This window comes from Rhizobium sp. KNZ14-9A (assembly GCF_056755015.1).
This window is the reverse complement of sequence record NZ_JBPGXB010000001.1, coordinates 725,654-750,026: the sequence shown is the minus strand read 5'-3', so window position 1 is coordinate 750,026 and position 24,373 is coordinate 725,654. Positions and strand designations below refer to the sequence as shown.

Here is a 24,373-nt window from a genome sequence, read left to right as displayed (position 1 = left end):
CGGTCATGCAAATTTACTGACAGGTCGATGGCACCAATCGTAGGAATCGGTCTGCGGACTATAGACCGCCGCCATCTCCAGTATCCTTTTCCGTAAATGGCGGTTGAGCGCCTGGAGATTGACATTGTAATCCATCGTGTAGGGGGTGGCATCCTGATCCCGGCTTGGACGCGGCTTCTCAAAGTGGTAGGCTGTCACAAAGACAGCATCGATCGCGTTCCAGACGAGATGAGCGATCCGGTGGTCGTCGACGTGTGCAAGACCCCACTCGAGGAATGCGTCACGGATCCAGTCCATCCGCTCCTTTACGCCTTCGCTCCCGAACCACTCTATTTTTCCGGAATAGTCTTTTTCGAACCGCTCGATCGCACGCGTCCAGATGTCGGCCTTGAAAGCCGGCGATCGGAGAAGCTTCGCGTACTTCCCGAAACTTGCCTCGAGAAAACCAGGTGCGAATGTTGACCGGCGGCCTGACGTATCTGTTCCCCACGCGAGTTCCAGATAGGGGCGAAAGCGGCTGCGCGAGGAACCGAGATCGTCCAGGATCTCGAAGAAGTGGTCGAGCAACGTGAAGACAAGGTTGACCTTGCGTTTGCCGGCAACCAGATCTGACTCACCCCAGACGACAGGAGTTTGCCACGCTGATTGATAGCCGCCATCTGCCAAAAATATTCGAAGTTGTGGAAACGTCACCCAGGACATTGGGGCTCCTTGGCGCTTCATTTGCTCGTCAAGACGGCGGCGCAAACGCTGCCGCAACTGTGGATCCGTTTTTCCGTAAGGATCGTCAAATACCATCGCGATGGATAGAAGCCGCTGTTCACCAAGGACCTTGAGCAGAGCGTCATGGAGCTTGATGAAGCGAGACCCGGAAATGACGTCGTCTAAATACAACACCAAGTCGAAGTCTTTGGTATCGAGAGCGAACTGCCTAGCGGATTGGCCCACCGTGCGTCCTTGAGAAGGGCGATCATTGCGTGGCGCGTTCCACACGACCGGAGTCAGGGTGGTACCCTGGATCGCCGCGATATCACAGAGCGCCTGCGTCACCAGACTGTTTCCCAAGGGAGACTCCAGAACGGCGATCTGCGCACGGCCGCTTCGGCGAAGCCAATCGACGAGATCGACCGCCAAGGCCGCAATGCGCCGGAATTGCGACTCGCCAACCTCGATCAGTCCATCCGCACCGATCCTCATGATCGCTGCGATACGGTCATCCGCCTTGACGTCGGGCCGAGTCGCATCTGCAAGCAAGACACCGGTTGCAAGCGTTTGAGCGACCCAGAAGCGGGCCGCCGCGTCGCCGATCCGATCTCGGTCAGGATGATAGTCCGTCCGGGCGTTCCAAAGCTGGAGATCCTCGAGCACACCCACACGATGCGGCGGCGTGCTTAACGCCTCCAGCAGATCCTCATCAGCGCAGCCGATCTTTTCAACAAGCCTGCGAAGCTCGTCCTTGATCAATTGCTTCGGGGCGACCGAGTGGAGAAGCCCAATGCGCATGGACATGAAGGCAACGCCGTCGTCCACGATTTTTTCGTCGTTCGTCATCACGCTCTCAAACTCAATCCGCCTCGGTGACGAAGATAACTTGCGCACCCTGGCTCCATGCCTCAAGCCCAACCGCTACAGCAATACCTTGAAGCGGATCCTTGAAGCGGCCGACAATCTGATTGCGCCGGGTGGTCGAGAACGGACCGGGTCCAGCGGACGGCCGTTGTCGCTCGAATAGTTGTTTCAAATTCGCTTCAAGACTTACCGGCGACTCGCGCACGCTGGTTGCGATCTCATCTCCGAGTTCTTTCGCTCGCCGGCTTGGCAATTGCGTCGGCTCCGAGCAAACGAACTGAGCACTATTGTCGTAGACAACGCGGTGTTGGCCGGCGTTGCCCCCTTGGGCAGAAATGGCGCCGGCGATTTCCGAAGGCTTTTGCAGGAGGGATAGCTCAAGAATTTTTCCGGCCTGAAACGCTGCGTCGAACGCCAGCCAGCTGGAGAATTTCGGCGCCACATAATAGGTGTCGGCGCCGCTATCCTCAAACTCTGTCAGACGCTGGAACTGATGAGCGGTCGTATCGATGTTGAAACGCCAGAACGGATGAGCCAAAGGTGGAATGGCTTGCGATGGCGTCTTGCGGTGAAATCGCCTGAGTTCGTGGCCGAGTTTGAATTGCAACACGATGACACGGCCGCGGTCCTTAAGGCCAACGTCGAAACCCAGTTCTTCTTCATGCAGCAGATTTGGCAGAAACGGAGTGGGCTTGAGGCCAACACTTTCGAGCAGGGATAACGCTTCGCGGGTAGCGCCAAAGCCGTAGGAGTATTCGGACAGACGCTCGTGGAGATCGATCATGGTGGCCTTTCAACGCAATTACGGCCGTGCTCAATCGCAGGCCGAAGAAAACGACAACATGAGAAGGCTTCTCAAAGTTTGGAGGCCGGTCACTGCGAACGAGATCGGCGGGTAACGAAGGATACCTAGGACCTGCCGGCCTTCGCGTTCAAAAATGAACTCCACTTCATCAATGTCCCCCAGCCTCGTGCACGGCGCTTAAAAAAAGATAGCGAACACAGAGAACATGTTCAATCTTTGAGAGTACGCCAGAGGCACGAGCGACGATCAGCTTATCTCCACAACGATTGAATCCCGTAGGAGCGGTAGCCGCTCAATGACATCCGTTGTGACCGCGATACCGATATGCGCTTAAACGCTCAAGGGAAAATATCGCCCGAAATTGTCGAGCCAGCGTAGCGGACACTGCTGTGAAAGGACACTCCAAGTCCCAAATATCGCGACACGTCCACCAAATATTGCCAGGACCGCCGGGATCCTACAACCCGCCGACGGGGCTATACACCATGATCACGCGATCTCACCGCCCTCCTGCTCCCTCCCGGAGCCAGTTGATGGCAAAGCCGCTTCGCATTTTCGCCAAAGTGCAACAAGCGCCTTCAGACTGGCTAGGAGGGCTTCTTCCGCTACTACGCCGGGTGCCCGGATTTCTTCGCGCGGGAATTGCTGCAGAGCGCAAAGGTGCCTGCGGCTCCGTCGTACTGGATCCATGGAAGGTTTCCAAACGTCGCAAAGTTTACCCGCTCAGGCAGCTTGTCCAGCGACAACTGACGGAGGTCTTCGCCAGATAAGCCGGCCTAATTGGCGATCTTCCTCACCGCTTCGATAACCCCTTATGGCGACTCGAATGGGCGTCGCGAAGTTTCAACCAGAGAATGTTTCTTGACGGCTAAAGAATCGCGGATAAGATAAACTTGGGACGATAGTATTTAACATTTCCATGAAGTAACAACGCAAACTGGGCCAAGTGCCGAGGGGGCGAATTGGAGCTGCCTGATCTATCACGCGGCCCTCTGACAGGGCGCCCGCTTCGAAGCGAAGAGTCGGCCTTCGGGTCGTCCTTGTTCCCGATGACTCGCCGGGAGTTTCTCGGGTCCTCATTGGCGGTTTCAAGCCTAGCTCTCACGCAATCCGATGCGCTCGCCGACGGAACGTCTCCTGACTTTATTGTCGAGACCACGCGATTTGTCGTTTCCTGGGGCGGAGGATCTTGGACCGTCGATTGCGCCTCGTTTGATGGAAATCCGATCCTCACCGTCGTGAGGAACGGTTCCGCCTATCACGGCTATCTTCGGGGCGCCCTGTTCGCGAGCATCAATCTCAGCGCGGATCTCGACTTTGAGGTTGCGCAAACTGCCTGTGGGACTTGGGAATTCTTTCTCCGCATAAGCGCGCTGTCCATCGCAGCCAAGCAAGACTTGGCCGAATGGCTGGCAAACAAATCATTTCCAATACCTGAGCCACCTGCCCTGCTCGCTGGTGGGCTCTCATGGGCGAAGTTTGCCGTGCACGGCGGACTAAAATCAATCGACAATTTATGGCGCATCGGTTTTGGCCTCGGGTCAATGCTGACTGTTGGTGACCGAGAACTCGTTGCCGACGCCCTATCCGTCACGCTCTGTGGCAACCGACTTCCGTCGTCGCCACCAGCCAATCCACGTATGGTGATTGACGCTGCTTCCGTGCGGCTGACGGGTGAAGACGAATGGCTACGGTCGGCATCGACTATCCGGGCCACTTCCCGCAGTGATACCGAGCTGCAATGCCGATATCAGGCATCGTCTGACGGCACCGCCCTCTTCTTGGTGGAGCCGATATCGGCTTCTGAGCCGATGAAAGTGACGATCTCGACCCTGGAGATGGGATCCGCCGAGATACATGTTGAAAACTATAGATTCGCGGAAAGCTTCACGGCAAATCGCGCAACGCGATTGCTGAATGGTGACATCGCAAAGGAAGGATCGCGCCTTGACATTGGAGCGCTTAGATTTGAACTATCTGGTATCGGGACGACCAGCCAGTTCAGCGCGGAGACTGCGGACGGGGAACTGACCAAGCTGTTGTGCGCGCCATCAGCGGTCGCGTCGAGTGTCCCTGTCCACCATGCGTTGACCTCCCCATTCCCGCTCTCGCATCCGCAAGTCATCCGGTTCGCGGGACCCGACACCACCCATGAAACGGCCGTTCAGCAACCGATCCTCGTTGCGCAGGCTCAATCATCCATGACGGATGAGCCGAGCTTCCTGGGATCAGGTCAAGGACCTCAGGTCATTACGGGGCATGTTGTGTGTAGCGGGTGCGCGCTCGAAGGGAAGCCAAAGGATCTTCGTTATTTTTCGACACAGGTCACTCGCGCTGAAGACCTACTGTGGCTTGGCTTCGAGTTCTATAATTTCGATCTCAGGTCGGAGAAGGGCGGGAAGAAGTACCTTCAGCGGCTTATGGTTCCTGGCCCCGCCTTGGTGGTCGTGCACTTTCCCCCCCAGCATATTCTGGAAGACTCATTCAATGAGGATCTGGGCTGCGTTCCCACGAACCCGGACATCGCCTTTCCCCTGCGGGCCAAGATGTCGGGTCCATCACGGCTCGTTTTCGAGTTTCCCCCCGAGGTTGGCCGTCTCGATCTGACGTTGGACGCGCTCACCAACTGGAGCGCATGGAAGGTACGGAAGGTTCCCGATAGCCGTCACCCGCGGCTCATACGAGAGCCATCCTGGGATGAGACGGCCGTTGAAGTTCCCAGCCGGATTGTCAGCCAGCCTGCGAACGAGACGCACTGGCGATCGAAAAGGTACGAAGGCGCTGATGCAAAGCGATACGTACTCTTTCACACTGAGTTGCGGCCGGATGTGAATTTCGATCCAGCCGAACCCTCGAATGCCAGAAGGGCGCGTTTCGTCCCGATCTGGACGCCGGAATTTGCTGAGACAGGAGTGCAAATTCCAGAGCAGCCCCTGAAATTCAAAGACTTCTTGCGGCTTCGTTCACGAAGGGTGGGACTCGATACTTTTGGCGACAAGGGAGTCAGCGCGCCCGGCTGCGTGGTCTCGCCAAGGCCTGAGGATTTGGAACCTGGGCAATCCGACCCACTGAGCGAGCAGGATCGGCGCGAGATTGTCCGCCTAAGTCACGATTCGACGATCTGCGCGACCCCTCCCGCCGCCAAATATCTCATGCTGTCGGCGCGTGGTGCATTTATGGATGCCGAGGGATTTTGGCCGCAGACTCGCGCGCGCAGTTGTGTCAACATCAGTCTCGAGAAATGGAACCAAATTGTCACCGAGGCTCAGGATCAAAAGATCACCATCGAGAAGAGGTTCCTCTGTTTCCCGTTCGGTCACCGTGTCATCTACATTAAGGACACCAATCGAAAAGTCCACGCGCAGGACGGCAACTATTTTGCGGTCGAGAAAACCACATACCGTATCGTTATTCGGCAGCGGACGGTCGATTACGGCAGTATGCGCGTTGATGTAGCCAACGACCGCAGCTATCAACTTCCTTATCGAACGCTCACAATCACCGATCGCACGGTTCCGAATCTGGATGAGCCACAATTTTTGGCTTCACTGAAAAGCGATCCGCCCTGCCTCGATGCATTTTGGCCCACTCGTTGCGGCATGCCTCTCGAGCTCAATTTCGAGGGTGTTGATTGGGGCGGCAATGTGGTTTCGTTCGCTGCCAAGGTGTTGTTGATCCAAGATACCGCAACTCCTGCCGATGTAGGTGCAGTCAGCACTGAATATCGAGCACCGACGGTGCAACCCGCCAAGGATGCAAACCCACGTCGGCACGATTTCGCGGGACAGCTATCCGCGCTTGCGCCGAGCCGCCAGAAGGGTGACACAGACGTCGCGGCCTTGCGTGTCGATTTCGACGCTGCCCCGCAAGACCTTAAGTTCGGAAAGGACTTTTGTCCCGCGCCGGATGAGACAATCAGCGAGGAGAAGCTCTGCGAGATTCTAGACTACGGAGAAAAAGAACTCTCGGCACCGTTCTATCCTATCGCATACGCTGTAGAGGCACGGCTTCCCTCCCTCAGTCGCATAGCGACCGCTGCGGGCGGTGAAATGTGGTTCGAGATCACCGACCCGCTTCGCAATGACGATCCGCTTGAAGTCTTCGCGATCAAGCATCCCGACACAGCCTACGCTTCGCGCGGCTACGCACTCGCGTTCAACAAGGAAAGCGACCGGTCTGGCGGCATCGCCGCGCCTACACCAACGATCGACGCGGTGTCGCGGCCAAAAGGCCCAGTTGGACTGAGCGACGCAGCGCGCGTCGAGCGCTCGCGTGTTGCATCTCCAGGCGCCATGGCGGCGGGGCTTCCGAGCCTGCCGACGCCTGATAGCTTCTTCAGCAAGCTCGATGCGAAAATCCTTGGGGTGCTGTCGCCGCGAGATCTGTTGAGTGAACTCGGTATCGACCTGTCGATGCCCTCACTGCTAAGCTTTCTGGTTGTCGGGGGCGATACCAGCAGCAAGACCGGCTTCGTCTATGATTGGGACACCGACAAGCTCGCCAATTGGCCAGGTGGCGACTTCGGCTTCCAGTTCAAGAACACGATCAGGGATGATGGTCCCGCAGCAAAACTCCAGATAACCGGCGGCGTCGAACTCGAACTCGCCGAAGACGCGAAGCCAGTCGGCTACGTTCGCGGTTCGCTGTCGAATTTCCGGCTTCGCCTCGTATTTGTTGGAAATGGCATCGAGGCTCCATTCCCGAGCGTGCGCTTTTATGCGCCGCTTGGCGAGAAGGTGAACTTTGACGTTGAAATCGGCGACGTAAAGTTTATCGGCCCCCTGATGGAGTTCGCCACGGCTCTGAAGGAATATCTCGGCCTTGGCGACGGATTTGACATCGACGTGCGGTTTGACTCCCTCACCGCGTCGATTGGACCTTTCGCGCTGCCCGCGATTGGCTTCGGTGTCTTCAGCCTGAGCAATATTGGCTTCACGGCGATATGCAACATCTACTTTCGCGACAACCGGCCTATGTCGTTCGGGTTCGCGTTCGCGACCCAGGCCCAACCCTTTGTGCTTGCCGTCGGCTTTTTGGCGGGTCGGGGACACTTCCTGTTCGAGGTAGACACGAGCGGGCTGCAACGCATCGAAGCTTCGCTGGAGTTCGGCGCCTACGCTGAACTGGCGTTCGGAAGCGTGGCGCACGGTTATCTGTATGTCATGGGCGGGGTCTTCTACTCCTCCGCCAAACTGCTGGTCACGCAAGGCGATACGCAAGTCAACACAACCGAGATCGCTCTCGAAATCTATGTGCGCTTCGGCGGCGGCTTGACCTGTCTCGGCTTCATTTCGATATCGGTCGATGTCCACCTGGGTTTGTCTGTCACCAAACGGGGATCGCAGACCTTCGCGGAAGGCCGCGCGACAATCACCTATAGTGTCAAGATTGGCTTCTTCAAAAAGAGCTTCTCCGTTGGATACTCGAAAAGCCTTCCTGGGTCAGACACCGCCAGCGAGGAGCAGGCGCTGCTGCTGCCAACCATGAAGGCCACAGACAGCGGAGCCAGCCACGCTATTGGCACAGGGAACGCGCGGGCATGCTCGCCCGCGACCTGCGTCGAGGCCATCGGCAAGGCGGGGTTCGCGACCTATTGGTACGCTTTCGAGGGGCGATTGGCGGGATAAATCATGTCCAACGACGAGTTGACCAATTGGACTGCCTTGCCGAATGGGATCGTCGGCGACACCCTCAGGATATCGGTTTTTGTGACGCCAAAGCTGCTTGGCGAAGCAGGCAAGTTGATGCGGTTAGCCGATTATCAGGCGATCCTAAATTGGCCGGACACCATCGAGAGTTTGCGGCTAAAGGTCGAAGCGATCGGCGATGGGGGAGCTCAGGTCGGGCCACCCGTAACGCTTAGTCCCGCGAACAAGGGGGAGCTCGGGCCGAGTGCCGCCCTGTGGAAGGCGTTATTCAATGAGCAAACACCGGTTGAGCCCTTCTCAGCGGACCCAGCGCCGGCGTCAGTCGCGATGCCACGAAATGCCGTTCCAGTCTTTTACCGTGCCGCCCCACTCCAGGCATTGGTGGAGGAGAGTTACGCGGTCTATTCCCGATTGGCGCTGTCAGAACTCGAGGCAGAGCCGCGACGACCGAAGGTCGCGTCAGATCCGTTCATTTTCGACTCGCCAGACGCCTTGCTGAGCCTGGCGGCGGGATCCGAGGCCGCGCTTTCCGCCCAACAATTCGCATTGAAAGAAGGTAACGCCTTCGTCTATCGCCCGGCGCGCGCGGTCACCGACTTTTTTAATGAAGATAGGCTCAACGACGTCACCACTCCGCTGGTCATGGACATTGGAGAGCCTCTGAATACCGCCCAAATCCGTGAATTGTTCAGCGCGTTCTCCCTCTATCACAAACGCGGTGTTCGCAACAAAACGCAGCAAATAAGGGCGCACCGGCGTTGGGCCTCGAGCGATCCGAACTTTAATTTCCACAGTTCCGAGACGTTCCAGGTAGCCAATACGGACCATGGCAAGGACTTCGAATTTGCCGAGTCCAGGATCACAGTGATGCTACCCGAACTTGGAAGCGGTGACCGCGGATTCCAGATTGTCGTGGCCTATTCGCCAAATGAGGCGCTGCCAGCTCCGTCCAATGACGAGGCCGAACCGGATAAGACTTACAGAACAGAAGACGAAGACCCGGCGCTCGATCGATACGGTCAATACCTCGTTGTCACCGCAAGCGCCGGCAACCAGTTCGACGACGGCGCGAACAAAACACAAGTTGCACGCCATCGCGCGAAGACTATCTCGTGGGACGGAACGCGCTGGAGTTCGCTTGACCGCAACGAGCTCGACTTCCACTCGATCTTGTCGGGTCTGACCTCGTTCCCATCGCTGATGCGCCGACTAGGATGGGTGTTCGACCTAGAATTGCCTGCAAAGGATTTGTTTCCAGGCTACGCACCAGGCGATCCCCTTACGGGCAAGATCAAAGTCAAGCCTGAATGGGCCGACATCGGATCGGCTCCCACGGTAGCCTCACCATGGACGATTTTCGCGATTGGCGAACGGTCCGGTACAAGCCACGGAAGAACGCTGGTTTCGTTCAGTGCGCGGCAAGACCCCAATCGTTCGTCCGAGCCAGTCGGAGCGGGATTTCGCGACCTTTCAACGTCGAAATCTTTCCAATACGACCTTGACGCCGCCGTCATCAAAACAGTGCAAAAAGCCGTTCGCGAGGCCGACCAAACGGATCGATACCTCCCCTCCTACAGGATCGAAATTCCTGGATCGCCGCGCGCGGCGATTTTGAATGCGATCTCTACCAGCATCGAACCGGCACTCGACGCAACGGTGGACATTGATCCCCAGTTTCGAGCCGCTGCCATTCGCTCAACAGGCATCTCCCTCTACGCTGACAAGGAATACGTCAATTTCGCACAAGCGCTTCGGGCGGATACCGGACGTATCGGAAGCTTCGCAACCCGGCTACAGCAAGCCTTGGCGGTCCCCACTTTAGACGCAAACGAGATCGTGGGTGACGACGTTTTTCTAAATGATGTGGCGGCTGGATGCATCATCGACGTCCACGACAGCGCTACCGACCGATGGTATTCGCTGTGCGAAAGGCAGGTGATTTTTGAGTTCGACGGAACGTCGCTGCCAAAGTATCTGGCACCCGCCGATGAGGGGTGGCTAAGTGACGAGGCGCTGGTCGAGATTGACGAGGACGGCCACAGCCAGTTGCGCATCAACGAGAACTTCTTCCGCTGGGACGGTTGGAGCCTCGTTGCACCCAATCCCAGTGAGCCATTGAAGGAATGCGACGTCGAGGCCGCCGAGCCACCTCCTAACAACATCGGTCTCAAGCCGACAATTGAGGTCAAGCCACTGTCGCTGCCCCGACTTCGGTTTGGGCGCACTTATCGTTTCCGTGCCCGCCTCGCCGACCTGGCCGGCAATGCTTGGCCGCGCGAATACGCCGACGCCCTGAATGTCGAGGACCTTGCTAGCGAGTCAGTGACATACCGACGGCATGACCCCATCAATCCTCCATTTCTCGTGCCGCTTCAGGCGCCCGGTCCCGGAACGCCCCCGAAAAAGCCAGAGCCTGACCAGTCGGCTCCATCAAAAGGGCCGGAAAAGGGTGAGATGCTCGTGATCCGGTCCGGGCTTGGCGCTTCACTCCGCTCAGCCGAGTGGCTAGTTATGCCACCTGAAGTGAAATTTCAGGAAGCCGAATGGATCGGCATGTTTGACGCCTTCAAGAGTCCGGAGAAGGCGTACACGACGCTGTCCCGATACTGCGGTGCACTGCCGGACAAATTCGACCCGAATTTCGTCAAAACCATCACCTGGGCAGGTGGCCGGCTTGCCACGCCTTACCTGCCTGACGGGCATGCCAAAGGCGCGGCGTTCGCCTATCTGCCGGGCGGAACTGAGCGCAAACCTCATCCCTCTAACGTGACGGTTGAGACGAACACCAATTTGGCAGTCGACTCGACGACCACATTCGACTTTGCGTTGGACGCCGAAGGTCCTCAGAAGTCGGGAAGACCGTTCGCTCAACCATTTTACCTTCGGCTGGTGTCCGGAGACAAACGCAACACGGACAGATCAGGGCGGCGGATTACCGTCACACTGCCCCCCGGCGAACAACAACTCATCCGTGTCAGTTCGACGCCTGTGGAAGATTGGAACTTGTTCGCACAAGTGCATAACGCCTTCGGCGCCAAGCAGGAGACATTTTTGATTCAGCCGCGCGAAAGCCACATGCTCGGCAAAGCCAACTGGAGCGCGATGGCGGACCAGAAATCGGCTCTCGAAAAGGCAATCGCCCACGGCCAGTTTTGGCCGCTGACGCCGAAAAAGAACCTCTATCTGGTGCACGCGGTTCCAAAACCGCTCGTGGCTACCCCCAAGGACCCCAAGGAGCAGGCGGACTTCAAGTTCAGCCAAGCTCTCACGGTCGCACCGCGAGTAACTGGCGGGCTTGCGACAGTGCTGCACGATGCCGAACTGCGAGTTCATCGCGCGAGCACCGGACGCATCGATGTATACGCGGTGTGGGAGGAGCATTCTGATGGACCCGGGCTCCCCGTTTTTCCGAGCAAAGAACGGCGCCAGCACATCTGCTTCAGTTCGGACATCGACCTTCCAGATCTTACGATCGCGCCAGATGAGTCCCACCTCACCGTCGACTTCGCCAAACGCCACGAATTCCCGACCACCAAGCACTACGCCGTGAAGTACCACATGGTTGCAACCACTAGGTACCGCGAATATTACGATCCGCAATTCACGGCGAATCCGGCGAACATCACGATCATCTCGGAAAAATCCAATGTCTTCCACATACTCAACACGACGCCGCCACCCGCACTAGACGTGGTTTATGTGCTTCCGGTGCTGATCTGGGGGGACCCAGCGGTCGCGCAGCCTTCCGGCTCCTGGGAGAGCCTGGTCGTCGAACGGAAAGTCCGCCGAGGACTCAGGGTCTACATGCGTCGGAACTGGACCCTATCCGGAGAGGACGAACGGCTAGGAGTCCTGTTCGCTGCGACTGGCAGTTCCGCAGCACTGGCGATCGACGCCGATCCTGAACACCAAGTGCCGATCACGCAATGGGGCACCAATCCAATCTGGTTCACCAAACCGCTAGACCGCCAGCCGACGGTTGACGACGCGGACGTCGAACCAGACATGCGCTTCGCTGGGATAAAAATTGCCAAGAAGGGGACAATGGCCACTCTTGCGGCGCAACGTGACCTCGCGTTTGCCGCGGAACAAGGTCAGGCAGAAGCCAAGCCACCGCTGTTGAAAACGCGACAACTTGACGAGCAGGTGGAATTGCCGCCCAGAGAAACCGAGACGGTCGATGTCGCAGCATTTTCCGTTCATTGCGACTTTGACAAAGACCTGATCTACGCCGATGTCGAGTTCAAGGAGACGGCCTCCTACTCGCGAATGGTGAAATTGGCGCTCGCGCGCTTTCAACCCCATTCGGCCCCCTATGCCCACCTGTCCCCTATCAGCAGTTGGGTGTTCCAGGCCATTGCGCCAGAACGCGTCGTCGCCTACGGCCTCGTGTCAGAGATTAATGAGAATCCGCTAGTTCCCACGGCGCAGGTCAGATTTTCAGTGGGAGGTGCAACTCCGGGAGACTCGAAGCTTGGATATCGCGAAAACACTCTCGAGATCCTGTTGTTCGATGGCGATACACCGGTGTCGGAATGGCAATTGCCACTCAAGGTATCCGACATAGCACTGGGATTTCGGATCCCGGTTAGCACGCTCACTCCTCTCAAGCGGCCAACAGTACAGTTCAGCGAATTCGAGCAATTCGGTGAAGGACAGTCTCGATTGGCGTTTTCGTGCCGAACGCCGATAGATCTAAAATTGATCGATCCGCAATCTAAATAGTTTTCCAACCGTCGGGAGATCCTCAAGTTGTTACACGAAATAGATTGGACCAACCGGATAGTGCGTGCAGCTTTTGCGGCCTGTTTCGCTTTGCTTATTATTTACCCGGAGAATTCAGTTGTTGCGCAGACCTCAAAAGAGTTCTGCGCAAAGGACCTGACGGCGTTGAGTCCAAACGACAAAAAGAAGATTGGAGAATTGAAGGCCACCGTGACGGGCACGGGAGCGCTCTGGTCCACGAAGACAATCCCATATTATGTCGATGGGCAATTGGCCGCCTCGCCGGCCATAATGAAACGTCTAAAAGAGGCAACGCGGATATTGCGGGCGCAGACTGGCATTCACTTTGTAAAATGCAACAGCGGCATCGCAAAAGAAAAGAAAGTCGAGGCCTTCGTCTACGTGGGAACCTTCGCTGATCAGTGCGATACCGACCCGTGGAAGGCAGGAGCCTGCTCACGTGGAGTTGGGATGAGAAAAAAGCCTGATGCTAGTGGCCTGCCTCCGGCAGATAACAAAGCTTCGACTTCAGAGGAGGAAATTGCAAAAAGCGCGTCCGTCATCGGCCTCAAGGAAACCAATGATGAATATGTCATCATTCATGAACTGATGCATCGTATCGGTTTTCGCCATCAACATCAAAATCCCAGCGCTACGGATTATTTGAAAGTTAAGGATGTAGACCAATGCAAAGTTGACAACAGCGCATTTTGGGTACCGCAGTATGACCCAAGCTCTGTGATGCACTATGCGTTGGAAAGTTGTGCTGTGATGGATCTAGAATGCGAGGACAAGGGCGCCCCCTCCAAAGAGGGACGAGTACAGCTAAACAAATGTGCAATTGACAAGATACTAAATGCAGATTCAGTTTGTATTTTTTCAAATAAATCTAATATTGGAAATAAATGCTTTAGACGACCGGCGGCAAAATTCAAGGACGCGGGCTACGCCCTCAATGATTTCGGACAAAAGCGTTGTTTGTCGACCTTGGATCAGGTTTTGGTTCTTGCCAAATATGATGGTGTGAAGGACGACGCATACGATGTCGCCGGACTCATTTCGAGTGGGATCTGTGAGGCGGAATAGGTTTAAGGCCTCGAGTTGGATAAGAAAAATTGCCCCTAGTAAAGCGCAATAACTTCCACACGACGCGACGGCGGGGCCTGCTCATCAAGGCCAGCTCGCTCGAATATGCGTTCTCCGCGCGCCCTGCGTAGCAATTTGTGCAATGGATATCCGAGGGCCAAGATATGACCGAACACAGCATCAGCTCTGGCCGTGGTTAGAGCCAGATTGAGACCCTCGTCGCCCGAAGCGTCGGCATATGCGTCCAGAACAATTGATGGCTCGTCGGGCAACTCCGCGAGCGCCTTATTGATGCCCGCTTTCGCTTTGGCGCTAAGCACAGTTGAACCGCTGGCAAATGGCACACTTACTAAAATTTTGGTCATTTAAGGCGCGTCCGGCGAAGTTGCTATGGCGTTATTCTAGCCCGCGACGCTGTCGGTTGAAAGTCTCATCATCAAACATAAACGGGGTCGTTTGCGAGGGGCCAATATACAACCTTAATGGGGGCCATCGATATTCTCCGGTGAGCGTTATATGTTCCTATCCAAGCGGCGAGAAGTGGGACAGGAGCCCGAGATCGATCTGCTCTCCGCTGTCAGTTTGCTCTGCGACAATTTCGCCGAGTTTCCATGCGTTCCGATAGATGATGGCCGTGAGACGGTTGAGGCCAGCAACTCGATGTTGCTGGCCCTCGGACGACCGGTCTCGGATTTCACCTCGCCTGTTGAAGTCGATGGCACGCTTCAGGGCATGATGGGCCTCACCCTTGTTCAATCCGATTGCGCGCGGCGCTGTAGATCAATGTCGCTTAGCCAGTCGAGCATGAAGATCGAGCGCTCGAGACGCCCGACCTCTCTGAACGCGAGTGCCAGGCTGTTCTGACGTGGATAAGCGCAATTTTCGAGCGGCTATGGTTCTTCAAAGGTGTCGCTTTTCCGAGGGCAGCCGCCTAAGCTGTGTAGTTGCTTGCAAAAGGAGGAAACGTGCCGATTCGTGTTGACACTCTGCGCATCGCGGGGTTGAGGGGTTTGCAGAACATTGAGGTCGACCTTCCGCCGATCACTGTTTTGATCGGCACAAACAATTCGGGGAAGACCTCGGTCATCAAGGCCCTTCATCTCGCGTTGGGCGATTATAGCCGATACCTCACCACGGAGGATTTCCACATTGACGCGACTGACACGCGGTCCCTCCGCATTGTCGTCGACGTCCGGACCGTGCCCGTCGACCCGGCCGGAAAAAGACTGAAAACATTTGAACCGGAATGGATCCAGGAGTTCGAAGACACTATCCGTGCAGATGCTGACGGCAACCAGTTTCAGGCCACTCGAACAGTCGCGCGACCCGAACCCGTCAAAGGCGGCTTCGTGGTGGATAGGTACCTTCATGACCTCTGGCCGAGTTTCGGCGACTGGATGTCCGAAGGGGCGGCGCCGCGGACAAGACATAACAGGCGATACGATATCGTTCCCTTTATTTCGATAGACGCACAGCGCGACATCCATCAGGAGCTGAATGAGAACGCATCGTTCGTGGGTCGGATCCTTTCAAGCATCCAATATGGTGCGGAGGATGTCTCTCGCCTGGAATCTTTGATCGCCGACCTCAACAGGGAGGCGGTCGATAAGAGCGCACCGCTCACACTCTTAAAATCGCACCTCGACTCCTTGAGGGACTCGTTTGGCGGGACCGGCAGCGCTGAAGTCACACCATTTCCCAAAAAGATCCGTGATCTTTCCCGGCGTTTCTCCGTCAATTTCGGAAGTTCGGCGACGACCTCGTTCTCTATGGAATACCACGGAATGGGAACCCGCAGCTGGGCGTCAATGCTGGCAGTAAAGGCATTCTCCGACATGCAGGCCCAACGGCATCGAGATGAAGCCAGCCCGTTCCATCCTGTGATCGCTGCCGAGGAGCCCGAGGCGCACTTGCATCCCAATGCCCAACGCGCACTCTATGCTCAGCTGTCCAATTCCGTTGGCCAGGTTGTCATTAGCACCCACTCCCCCTACCTCGCTGCAATGTGCGGCCTCGATTCTTTGAGGTGCATTGCCAGCCCAAGCGGTCGCAAGGAATGCCGCCAGCTCATTCGAGGTTTAGATCCGGAAGAGCTTAGCGTCCTCCAGCGCGAAGTTATGCGAAATAGAGGTGAGATCCTCTTTGCGAGAGCAGCGATAGTCTTCGAAGGTCTGACTGAGGAGCAAATATTTCCGGCGATGTTCGAGAAATATTTCGGCAAGCCTTCGTTCGTTAAAGGGGTCACTTTGATAGGTGTCGGCGGAAGACACTACTCGCCGTTCGTGAAGATGGCGGCAAGTTTCGGCATTCCGATCTATGTCGTCAGTGACAACGAAGCGATCACAAGAACCTCAGTCGACGCCCAGCTTGGAAAAATCACCCCCGAGACCGGCCTAGTCCTTAATGACAGCAACTATGGAATCTCATATCTTGGGGATGGGAACGACATCGAAGCGGAGCTTGTCTCAGTACTTGGTCTGCGAGAAGAGGCGGTAGCAGCGCTCACGGAGGCTGAAACTAGAGGAACGGACAACGAGCGCTGGCGAGAAGCGAAGATGACGGAGCTCAAAGCACTGGGCGACGAGGATCTGATTAAGAGGATGCGGGGAGCGAAGACATCGTATTCTGCAAGCTTTGCGACGTTGGTTGAGCAGAATTCCCGAAACCTTTCGAACGAACAGCTCATCCCGCTGGCGGTTCGACAGGCGTTTGAAAAGATTGCTCAATGGCTGAACTGACGCTCTCGCCGAACCAGCAAGCGATCGTATCGGCCCCAATTGGGGGTGCGTTGTTAGTTCTGGCTTCTGCCGGTTCAGGAAAGACGCGGGTTCTAACCGAAAGAGTTCGCCATATCCTCTCTTCGACGAAGAAGGACGGCGTCGTCGCCTTCACGTTTACGAACGCGGCGGCAGCCGAGATCAAGGAGCGCCTAAAAGGCGCTAGAGACGATTTTGAAGAACGTCTCTGGGTCGGCACGCTTCACTCTATCGCTCAGCGCATATTGGAACAATACGGGCATACAATTGCATTGCCCGCAAACTTTCAGATAATTGAACGCGACATCGACCGGATGGAGCTGTTCATGCAGTCTCTGCGCGACGCGGGCGTCGACATCGATGACTACCTCGCTGTCTCTGATGAGCGCGAGCATCGAAACCGTGAGCGCATCCTCCAAAGCTATTTGAGTTCTTTCTCTGTCATCAAGCGCGAGATGCTTTCCGAAGAGGAGGCCAGCGCCCGGTTTCCCGAGCAGAGTTCCGTATGGCGAATTTTTCAGGATTACCAACGGGCGCTCCTCGCAAGCGACGGAATCGACTTTGACGACGTCTTGGTCCTAGCGCACCGACTCCTGCTGATGCAGGATTGGGTTGCCACCATTTATAGGACCAAGTTCAGGCACGTCTGTGTCGACGAGGCGCAAGATTTGAATCGACTGCAGTACGAGTTCATAAAGGCGTTTTGCGGAACCTCTGTGACGAGCGTGCTGTTCGTTGGCGATCCCAACCAGATGATCTATGGATTCAATGGTTCGAGCGCCGAGTACATGACGACCCGTTTCCCCGCAGAATTCGGCGCCTATGTCGTGAAGCTCAACGAAAACTATCGAAGCACCAGAGCGGTGATAGCAGTCGCAAACAAACTCAAGCCAAACACCCAGGAGGTTACAAAGTTCGCCTTGCAGGGAGGAATGGCAATCACAGCCTACGACGACGAGGTCTCGGAGGCGTCGGGCGTAGTCCACACGATCGAGCATTTGCTTTCTCTCGGTGTTCACCCGGAGATCGAGGGACAGATAGGGCTTGATAAGATCGTTGTGATTGGGCGGAATCGCTTTGTGTTTTCCTCCTTGGAGCAAGAACTCAGCGATCGAAACATTCCGTTCTACTTCCGAAAAGGAGAACGATTGAGCGACGCCAGTAGCCTTTTTGGCAGAGTTCTGGACAATGCGATACGTTTGAAGGTCAACCCAAAGGACTGGGTCAACGCTAACCGACTTGCGGGCTTTCTAAGTTGCAAACCGCCTTCAGACCAAGCCGTGACACTCGAATGGCTTGCTTCCAAGGCATCCCAATCGGCGGTCTTCCCCGCCATCCAAACGTCACTCATCGAGCGTATACGCCACCTGGACCCAGAACAACCAAACGTTCGGAAATTTGTCGCCGACTGCGAAGCTGAGCTCGGTCAAGTCGCCGCTGGAACCTTGAGCGACTTTGATAGGTCGGAACTGGAGCGCAGCCTGTCCGAACTGCGTGAGTTTCATGAACGATGGACGCTGTTCAAGTCCAAGGGCATGGGATCGTCTTTGGTCGCGTTTCGAAATGCCATGGCACTCGGGCAGCTCGCTGGGGACCAGCAGACGGCTGGATTGGCTTTGAGCACCGTCCACACCATGAAAGGATTGGAGAAAGACATCGTCTTCCTTGTCCAGATGTGCGAAGGGGTATTTCCAGATTACCGAGCGCAATCTGCTGCCCAGATTGATGAAGAGCGCAATGCCATGTTCGTCGCTGTGACACGAGCGCGCCGCTGGCTCTACATCACCTATCCCCACAGCCGCAAAATGCCCTGGGGCGACGTCAGATCGCAGAAGCGCTCACGCTTTCTCGACGAGATCGAGCACTGATCCGAGTGGCGAGGTTTGAGCAGTTACCGGCAGCGAGCGCGGCGAGCCCTCGTTGTCTTGGGGCAGACGCTCTCCTCCAGCCTAAATGAAATCACTCTCGACACCTGCTTCAGATTATTCCCCACGCCCGAAACCTCCCCCTCCCCGTCATCTCCCTGAGGCCGAGCTCCAAAACGATCGTAAGCGCGATTTTCGATGCGCATTGACAGCGGTTGACGGATACTCGCGCTTAGCTGGGTAGCAGTACCCAGCCTTATCAGGCCGCGATGGTCTTGGAGTAATTGAACGGCAGCAGGTCGCCAATGTCGGCAGTTTCTTCGCGCTGAGGCAACTCAGTGAGGACGTGGCGCAGCCAGGAGAGCGGATCGACGCCACAGGCGCGGCAGGTCAGCATCAGACTGTAAATCACCGCGCTTGCCCTGGCTCCGTCAGCGGTATCGCTGAACAGCCACGATTTTCTTCCGGTCGCAAAAACTCTGATGTCGCGTTCCAGAATGTTGTTATCGATCGGCATCCTGCCGTCGCTGGTGTAGCGCGTCAGATAATCCCATTGGTTCAGGGTGTAGGACACGGCATCGCCGAGCTTTGTATCCGGCACGACCTTCGGCGCGATGTTGTCGAGCCATGTCTTTAGGGCGTTGAGGACAGGCAAGCTGTGCTGTTGCCGGAAACGGCGAATGCAATCGGCCTGCGTTGCGCCGGCGTCGGGCTTTCTGTCTTGCGCCTGCTTTTCGATCCGGTAGAGCTGCTCGAAGAACCGGAGCGCCTGTTCCGGCGGCCCGCCTCCATTCTTCCTGGTTTTGAGAGCCTCGACGAAGCGCCGCCGTGAATGAGCCATGCATCCGACATGGGTTGCGCCGTGTAATGTGCGCCAGGCGGTGTAGCCGTCACTCACCAATATGCCGCGATAGTCGCCGAGGAAGGTCTGCGGGTGGATCTGGCCGCGGCCGGGCTGATAATCGAGAAGCACGATTGGCTCGTCGCTGTTCTCGCCGCTTCGATAAGCCCACATGAAGGATGTGCTGGTGGCCTCCTTGTCCTTTTCTTTCAGGACCTGGACCGTCGTCTCATCGCCATGAATGAGAGGTTGCGATCGCAGCCGCAGTTTCAGAGCCTCATAGATGCGGTGCAGATGCTTCTCGCTCGAGCCGATGACCCAGTGAGCAAGTGCGCCACGGCTGATGGGAACGCCGGCCCGCTCGAATGTTTGCGCCACGCGGTAGAGCGGTGTGCCGTCGACGTATTTGTGGACGAGTGCGAAGGCCAGCGTCGAAGCGGTAGCGATGCTGCCCGGCAAGGGTTGCGGTGGCATCGGTACGATTACCACAGGCGTGTTGATCCCGGTACGATCGCAGTGGCGGCAAGCGTACTTGAACCGCACATTCTGCAAAACCTTTGCCTTGACCTCGATATGGAGCTGCTCGGTAACAGCCTCGCCCATGCGGTGCATTTGGCTTTTGCAACAAGGGCAAGCTTTCTGATCGTCAGCAAGGTCGTATTCGACACGCTCGCGGGGCAGGTCTTCTGGCAGAGGTCTGCGGCCCCGCTTTTTACCCGCGGCGCCATCGACTGCTGGCAGGCCTGTATCCGGGAGATCGGTGACGTCGTCGCCATAATCACGATCTTCCTCGTCCGCGGCTTCTTCGGCTTCGTTGAAGAGGCGATCAATGTGCTTTTCGCTGCGCGGTGCAAACCGATGCAACCTTGCCAGCGCCAGTTCTTCTTCCAGCTTGACGACCCGTCGCGAAAGCGCTTCCTTCTCGGCTTTCAGCGCAGCGATTTCGGCAGCGTTTGCTGCCAACTGCGCCATCAGTTCTGCAACGCTTGGTTCGCTGGCCCGAGTCATCAGATTCTTGAATCTGAACCGCCCCCGTGCGTCAACAGCTCAATTCGCCATCTTCAGCCGGCGATCTGATATTGCCGCACCGGATGGCGCACCATCGCGTCGATATCGATGCCGTCGAGGATCCAGTGCAGTTGCTCGGTCGAGAGCATCACCACCGCAGTCTCTCGGCGGGGCCAGCGGAACCTGTCTTCCGTCAACTTCTTCAGCACCATGACAAAGCCGGACCGATCAAAGAACAAAAGCTTCACCCGATCACGCCGGCGATTGCAGAAGGCAAACACCGATGGAGCAAACGGGTCCAGCTCCATCACCTCTTGCACCAGGACCGCGAGGCTGTTGATGCCCGCGCGGAAGTCGATCGGCTCCCGATGGAGATAGACCTTGAGGTCAGCGCCCAGCCTGAACATGACCCAACGCTCCTATGATTGCCGCCAGGCCATCGACATCGCTGCATTCCAGCGTCAGGCTGACCCCGTTCGGCAGCACCGCGCTCAGCTTGGATGCATGAGATCGCTTGCCGACAGCCTCCACCTTCGTCAGTGGACCGCTGGCAGAAGACGAGTGCATATCCGTAGCTATCTGAACCGGAACGAACGTAGATACCGCAGGCAAAGCACGATCTTCTCTGGCTCTCTTCACCCACTTGCGAACGAGATTGGCGTTGACGCCGTGCTCCAGAGCTAGACGCGAAACCGAAACGCCGGGCTCTAAACACGCTGCGACAAGCTGATCTCGGGAGGCAGGGTCATATCGACGGCGGCCGTCGCGACCAACAAGCCGCACCTGCAGTTTAGGAGCATCTTCATCCATGATTTGGTGTCCACCTATTTTGGTGGACACTTCATGCCTCAGAGCGCTGCGTCTCAAAAGGCGCACCGAAATTCGCGCTTACAAACGATCCGCCGCGCCGCCTGCGGCGTAACGTCGAGGGTTTTCGCCACCATCCCGGCCGACACCAATGGCTTCGCCATGACGAGCTCGACCAGCTCCGGCAGCTTTGAAGACGTGCGGCGCCCCTCCAGTTTTCGCTCAAACAGGGTGCGGGCGAGCGCCAGACGGTCATGTTCTTTCATGCCGATCTCGGCGGCCGCCAAGAACCCTTGGGCAATCGCCAACAGCCGAGTCTCGCGATCACGATGTCGGCGCCGATCGACGGGGATGGTTTTGAGACCGAGATTGATCGCGGCGAGATGGGCGCCGGTGGTGATGCCGGCCTGGCGCAGGATCGACGCGGCCAACAGCCGGCCGAGCCAGGGGGCGTGCTGCAGCACCGAAATTCCGTTCCAGGCATCGAGCGCGACGATCGCCTGCAGCACCGCCGGCAGATTTTCGAGTTGGCGCAACACAGGACGCCATTCGTCGAGCCGCGCATCCTCGTCCCAGTCGAGATCGTAGACGAGAGGGTCTCGTTCGCGGGTATCAGCGCGCCCTGGCTTCGCCTGCTCGATCGCAGCATCCGAACGGGCCAGTACCGCATCGATGGCAGCATAATCGACGCCGGGAAGATTTTCCGCCTCTTCACCATCGTCCCCCTCCCCTTCCCGCTCGACCATTTTCGCAGGTTCGACGCTGCTGTGGTCCGCGGTGTTTTCAGAACCGTCTGATGGTCGTAAGCGACAAGCCGGGGCCGTTCAGGCGGCGTAGTTCCATGGCATGAGCGCGTCGATTTCACTGCTGGGCCATCCATTCGCAAGGCGCTCAAGCGTCTGGGTCAACCAAGCTTGCGGATCGACTGCATTCATCTTTGCCGTTTGCAGGAGCGTCGCGATGGTCGCCCAAGTCCGGCCGCCACCGTCGCTTCCAGCGAATAGACTATTTTTTCTCGTGATCGCTTGGGGTCTGATTGCTCGCTCGACTATGTTGGAGTCGAGTTCGATGCGGCCGTCGGTCAGGAAGCGCTCGAAGATGTCTCGACGCGAGATGGCATACCGCAGAGCTTCGGCGAGTTTGGATTTTCCAGAGACCCGTGGCAGGGTCGCCTGCCAGAGAGTGAAGAGGTCACGGACGATCGCTGCGGAGATCTCCTGGCGTGCAGCGACACGAGCTTCAGGGCTTTGGCCGCGCACACGCTCCTCGATCTCCCATAACCTCGCCATACGCTCGACGGTGTCTGTAGCGACCTTCGAGCTCTTTGCGACATGCAACTCGTAGAACTTTCTCCGGCTGTGCGACCAACAGCCGGCCAGGATGGCGCTGTCATTGCCTCCATCTTTCCGGACGAGCTTGTTATAAGCGGCATATCCGTCGACCTGCAGGATTCCACGATAGCCGCTCAGGTGTCGTGCGACACACTCGGTGGCTCGACTGTCCTCGAAGCGATAGGCTACCATCGGTGGACCGCTGCCCCCAAAAGTCCGGTCATCCCTGGCATACGCCCATAGCCATGCCGTCTTCGCTGATCCGGAACCAGGTGCAAGTGTGGGCAAGGTCGTTTCGTCGGCAAAGATCCGTTCGGCCTTCTTGATCTCATCGAGGATGTAGTCGGCGAGGATATTGAGCTCGAACCCCAGCTTGCCCATCCATTGAGCCATCAGCTTGCGGTCGAGTTCGACCTTGTCGCGTGCGTAGATGGCTTCCTGGCGATAGAGTGGCAGCCCGTCGGCATATTTGGAAACGGCGATCTGGGCCAGAAGTGCTTCCGTCGGAATGCCACCTTCGATGATATGTGCCGGAGCCGCCGCCTGGACGACACCATCCTCGTTCCTAAAGGCATACTTCGGCCGGCGGGTGACGATGACACGGAACTTCGCTGCCACGACATCCAGCCGCTCGGAGACGTCTTCTCCAATCAGGATTTTGGTCTTACCTGCATGTTCTGGAAGCTCTTCCGGTTCGATCACGACCTCGACGCGCTCAAGATGAGGCGCAAAGCCCTTGCGTGGCCGCGGAGCGCGTTTGCTGTCCGCGCTACCGCGGCCTTTCGTGACCTGAGCCTTGATCGTCGCAATGCCGGTCTCGATCTCTTCGAAGACAAAGGCATGCTGCTCGTCATCGACGGTGGATGATGCAAGCCTTTCCGAGCGTCGGCCAAATCGGGCGCGATCGAAAGCCTTCAGGATCTGCGTCAGCCGCTCGATGCGCTCATCGGCGTCCGCGTTGCGGGCCTCTAGATCGTCAACCTGCTTCTCCAAAGCCTCGACGCGGGCTGCTTTTGCGGCCATAGCAAGAACCATGGCTTTGAGAGCCTCTACATCATCCGGGAGCTCAATCTCGGGCCGCGTCATGGGTATGATCAGAGCATATTTTGCCGCGCTCCGCCCATGCTTTCAGGGACCTGATTCACTTCGCCGCAGCGGTTTTACCCAACAATCTCGGGAGGCTTCACCGGCGTGGATCGAACCCGCTTCCAGTCCATTCCGTCGACTAAAGCCAGAAGCTGGGCATGATTGAGCTGGACGCGATGATGGCCGATCCGGGGCCAGCAGAACTGGGCTTTTTCCAGCCGCTTCGCATAGAGGCAAACGCCGGAGCCATCCCACCACACGATCTTGACTCGGTCTGCTCTCTTGGCCCGAAAGACATAAAGTGCACCGTTGAACGGATCACTGCCAGCATCCCGTACCAGCGAAAGCAAGCTGTCCGGCCCCTTTCGGAAGTCGATGGGATGGCTCGCAAGAAAGACCTTCACGCCGGACGGGATCATGCCGACCGCACCGCTCGGATCACCCGCTGCAGGTGTGCTTCGCCGATATCTGCGTCGGCCCGGATAACGACGTCGCCGATGATAAGCTCGATCATCGCACGTGTGCCAATCGTCCCAGTCTCCGTCTGACCAGCCCGATCTTGCGAGGAGGATCGTTGTCCGTCACGAGCATCACGACGCCAGCCAAATAGCTGCGAGGGATGTATGCCGATGCGATGCGCAATGGCCGAGACGCTTGCGCCGGGCTCCATTGCCTCAGCCACAGCCCGCGCTTTAAAATCATCGGACCAGCGGCGCCGAAATTGCCGTGGGGCGCCCTCAAGCCGTTCCGGAACAGCCTCGATCATATGGAAGTTTCTAGTTCCAGAGCTAGGCGCAGACATAGAAGCTCACAGTTTGTGAATCGTCTGTCCGCAATACAGCGGCC

14 protein-coding genes and 3 pseudogenes are annotated in these 24,373 nt (G+C 57.1%); 5 read left to right on the top strand and 12 right to left on the bottom strand.

The features are described from left to right. Positions 1–3: 3 nt before the first annotated feature. Both ACR9ZQ_RS03930 and ACR9ZQ_RS03925 read right to left on the bottom strand, forming a co-directional pair. A complete protein-coding gene (locus ACR9ZQ_RS03930; protein ID WP_481426908.1) occupies positions 4–1,551 on the bottom strand; it encodes a hypothetical protein in 1,548 nt (515 codons plus the stop codon). A gap of 13 nt (positions 1,552–1,564) precedes the next feature. Then, positions 1,565–2,353, bottom strand: coding sequence for a hypothetical protein (locus ACR9ZQ_RS03925; RefSeq protein ID WP_481426907.1), 789 nt, complete (start codon positions 2,351–2,353; stop codon positions 1,565–1,567). A gap of 1,061 nt (positions 2,354–3,414) precedes the next feature. On the opposite strand from ACR9ZQ_RS03925, the gene ACR9ZQ_RS03920 reads away from it, so the two are divergent. Genes ACR9ZQ_RS03920 through ACR9ZQ_RS03910 form a run of 3 tightly spaced genes read left to right on the top strand, consistent with a single transcriptional unit; the run spans position 3,415 to position 13,833 of the window. Then, positions 3,415–8,001: a hypothetical protein gene (locus ACR9ZQ_RS03920; RefSeq protein ID WP_481426906.1), complete on the top strand. Its 4,587-nt coding sequence runs from the start codon at positions 3,415–3,417 to the stop codon at positions 7,999–8,001. 3 nt (positions 8,002–8,004) lie between these two features. Continuing rightward, entirely contained in the window at positions 8,005–12,747 is a 4,743-nt protein-coding gene (locus ACR9ZQ_RS03915; RefSeq protein ID WP_481426905.1) for a hypothetical protein, read from the top strand. Positions 12,748–12,774: 27 nt separating this feature from the next. Further along, on the top strand, positions 12,775–13,833 hold the full coding sequence (locus tag ACR9ZQ_RS03910; protein WP_481426904.1) for a M12 family metallopeptidase: 1,059 nt from the start codon (positions 12,775–12,777) through the stop codon (positions 13,831–13,833). Positions 13,834–13,868: 35 nt separating this feature from the next. Here ACR9ZQ_RS03910 and ACR9ZQ_RS03905 read toward each other — a convergent pair whose 3' ends face one another. Beyond that, positions 13,869–14,198, bottom strand: coding sequence for an OmpA family protein (locus ACR9ZQ_RS03905; RefSeq protein WP_481426903.1), 330 nt, complete (start codon positions 14,196–14,198; stop codon positions 13,869–13,871). Between the two features lie 157 nt (positions 14,199–14,355). Then, positions 14,356–14,708 (bottom strand): annotated as a pseudogene (locus tag ACR9ZQ_RS03900) (Tn3 family transposase); the annotation flags it as partial. Between the two features lie 90 nt (positions 14,709–14,798). Between ACR9ZQ_RS03900 and ACR9ZQ_RS03895 the strand changes: the two are divergent. After that, positions 14,799–16,571 carry an ATP-dependent nuclease gene (locus tag ACR9ZQ_RS03895; RefSeq protein WP_481426902.1) on the top strand — a complete coding sequence of 591 codons (1,773 nt, stop codon included), beginning with the start codon at positions 14,799–14,801 and terminating at the stop codon, positions 16,569–16,571. Then, positions 16,559–18,457 (top strand): ATP-dependent helicase, encoded by a 1,899-nt coding sequence (locus ACR9ZQ_RS03890; protein ID WP_481426901.1) that lies wholly within the window; start codon positions 16,559–16,561, stop codon positions 18,455–18,457. Before ACR9ZQ_RS03895 ends, ACR9ZQ_RS03890 begins: the two co-directional genes overlap by 13 nt. Before the next feature lie 109 nt (positions 18,458–18,566). Here ACR9ZQ_RS03890 and ACR9ZQ_RS03885 read toward each other — a convergent pair. The 8 genes and pseudogenes from ACR9ZQ_RS03885 to ACR9ZQ_RS03850 form a co-directional block, all read right to left on the bottom strand. Next, positions 18,567–18,650, bottom strand: a pseudogene (locus ACR9ZQ_RS03885) (helix-turn-helix domain-containing protein); the annotation flags it as partial. Between the two features lie 63 nt (positions 18,651–18,713). Beyond that, the gene (gene tnpC, locus ACR9ZQ_RS03880; protein WP_481426900.1) at positions 18,714–20,303 is read right to left on the bottom strand and encodes an IS66 family transposase; all 1,590 of its coding nucleotides are present in this window, start codon (positions 20,301–20,303) and stop codon (positions 18,714–18,716) included. A 53-nt stretch (positions 20,304–20,356) separates the two neighbouring features. Further along, positions 20,357–20,710 carry an IS66 family insertion sequence element accessory protein TnpB gene (gene tnpB, locus ACR9ZQ_RS03875; protein WP_477924912.1) on the bottom strand — a complete coding sequence of 118 codons (354 nt, stop codon included), beginning with the start codon at positions 20,708–20,710 and terminating at the stop codon, positions 20,357–20,359. Continuing rightward, on the bottom strand, positions 20,691–21,113 hold the full coding sequence (gene tnpA, locus ACR9ZQ_RS03870) for an IS66-like element accessory protein TnpA (RefSeq protein ID WP_481426899.1): 423 nt from the start codon (positions 21,111–21,113) through the stop codon (positions 20,691–20,693). The genes tnpB (ACR9ZQ_RS03875) and tnpA overlap by 20 nt, the downstream gene beginning before the upstream one ends. 53 nt (positions 21,114–21,166) lie before the next feature. Then, positions 21,167–21,886: pseudogene (locus ACR9ZQ_RS03865) on the bottom strand (RHE_PE00001 family protein); the annotation flags it as partial. A 48-nt stretch (positions 21,887–21,934) separates the two neighbouring features. Continuing rightward, complete coding sequence (locus ACR9ZQ_RS03860; protein WP_016737534.1) at positions 21,935–23,527, bottom strand: IS66-like element ISRle3 family transposase; 1,593 nt, start codon at positions 23,525–23,527, stop codon at positions 21,935–21,937. A gap of 74 nt (positions 23,528–23,601) precedes the next feature. Then, entirely contained in the window at positions 23,602–23,946 is a 345-nt protein-coding gene (gene tnpB, locus ACR9ZQ_RS03855; protein WP_003592504.1) for an IS66 family insertion sequence element accessory protein TnpB, read from the bottom strand. After that, positions 23,943–24,293 carry a transposase gene (locus ACR9ZQ_RS03850; RefSeq protein ID WP_082935752.1) on the bottom strand — a complete coding sequence of 117 codons (351 nt, stop codon included), beginning with the start codon at positions 24,291–24,293 and terminating at the stop codon, positions 23,943–23,945. Before ACR9ZQ_RS03850 ends, tnpB (ACR9ZQ_RS03855) begins: the two co-directional genes overlap by 4 nt. Positions 24,294–24,373: the final 80 nt, after the last annotated feature.

Coding starts and splice junctions, on each gene's coding strand:
- ACR9ZQ_RS03930 (WP_481426908.1), bottom strand. CDS start 1,551: ATGACGAACGACGAAAAAATCGTGGACGACGGCGTTGCCTTCATGTCC.
- ACR9ZQ_RS03925 (WP_481426907.1), bottom strand. CDS start 2,353: ATGATCGATCTCCACGAGCGTCTGTCCGAATACTCCTACGGCTTTGGC.
- ACR9ZQ_RS03915 (WP_481426905.1), top strand. CDS start 8,005: ATGTCCAACGACGAGTTGACCAATTGGACTGCCTTGCCGAATGGGATC.
- ACR9ZQ_RS03905 (WP_481426903.1), bottom strand. CDS start 14,198: ATGACCAAAATTTTAGTAAGTGTGCCATTTGCCAGCGGTTCAACTGTG.
- ACR9ZQ_RS03890 (WP_481426901.1), top strand. CDS start 16,559: ATGGCTGAACTGACGCTCTCGCCGAACCAGCAAGCGATCGTATCGGCC.
- tnpC (WP_481426900.1), bottom strand. CDS start 20,303: ATGACTCGGGCCAGCGAACCAAGCGTTGCAGAACTGATGGCGCAGTTG.
- tnpB (WP_477924912.1), bottom strand. CDS start 20,710: ATGTTCAGGCTGGGCGCTGACCTCAAGGTCTATCTCCATCGGGAGCCG.
- tnpA (WP_481426899.1), bottom strand. CDS start 21,113: ATGGATGAAGATGCTCCTAAACTGCAGGTGCGGCTTGTTGGTCGCGAC.
- ACR9ZQ_RS03860 (WP_016737534.1), bottom strand. CDS start 23,527: ATGACGCGGCCCGAGATTGAGCTCCCGGATGATGTAGAGGCTCTCAAA.
- tnpB (WP_003592504.1), bottom strand. CDS start 23,946: ATGATCCCGTCCGGCGTGAAGGTCTTTCTTGCGAGCCATCCCATCGAC.
- ACR9ZQ_RS03850 (WP_082935752.1), bottom strand. CDS start 24,293: ATGATCGAGGCTGTTCCGGAACGGCTTGAGGGCGCCCCACGGCAATTT.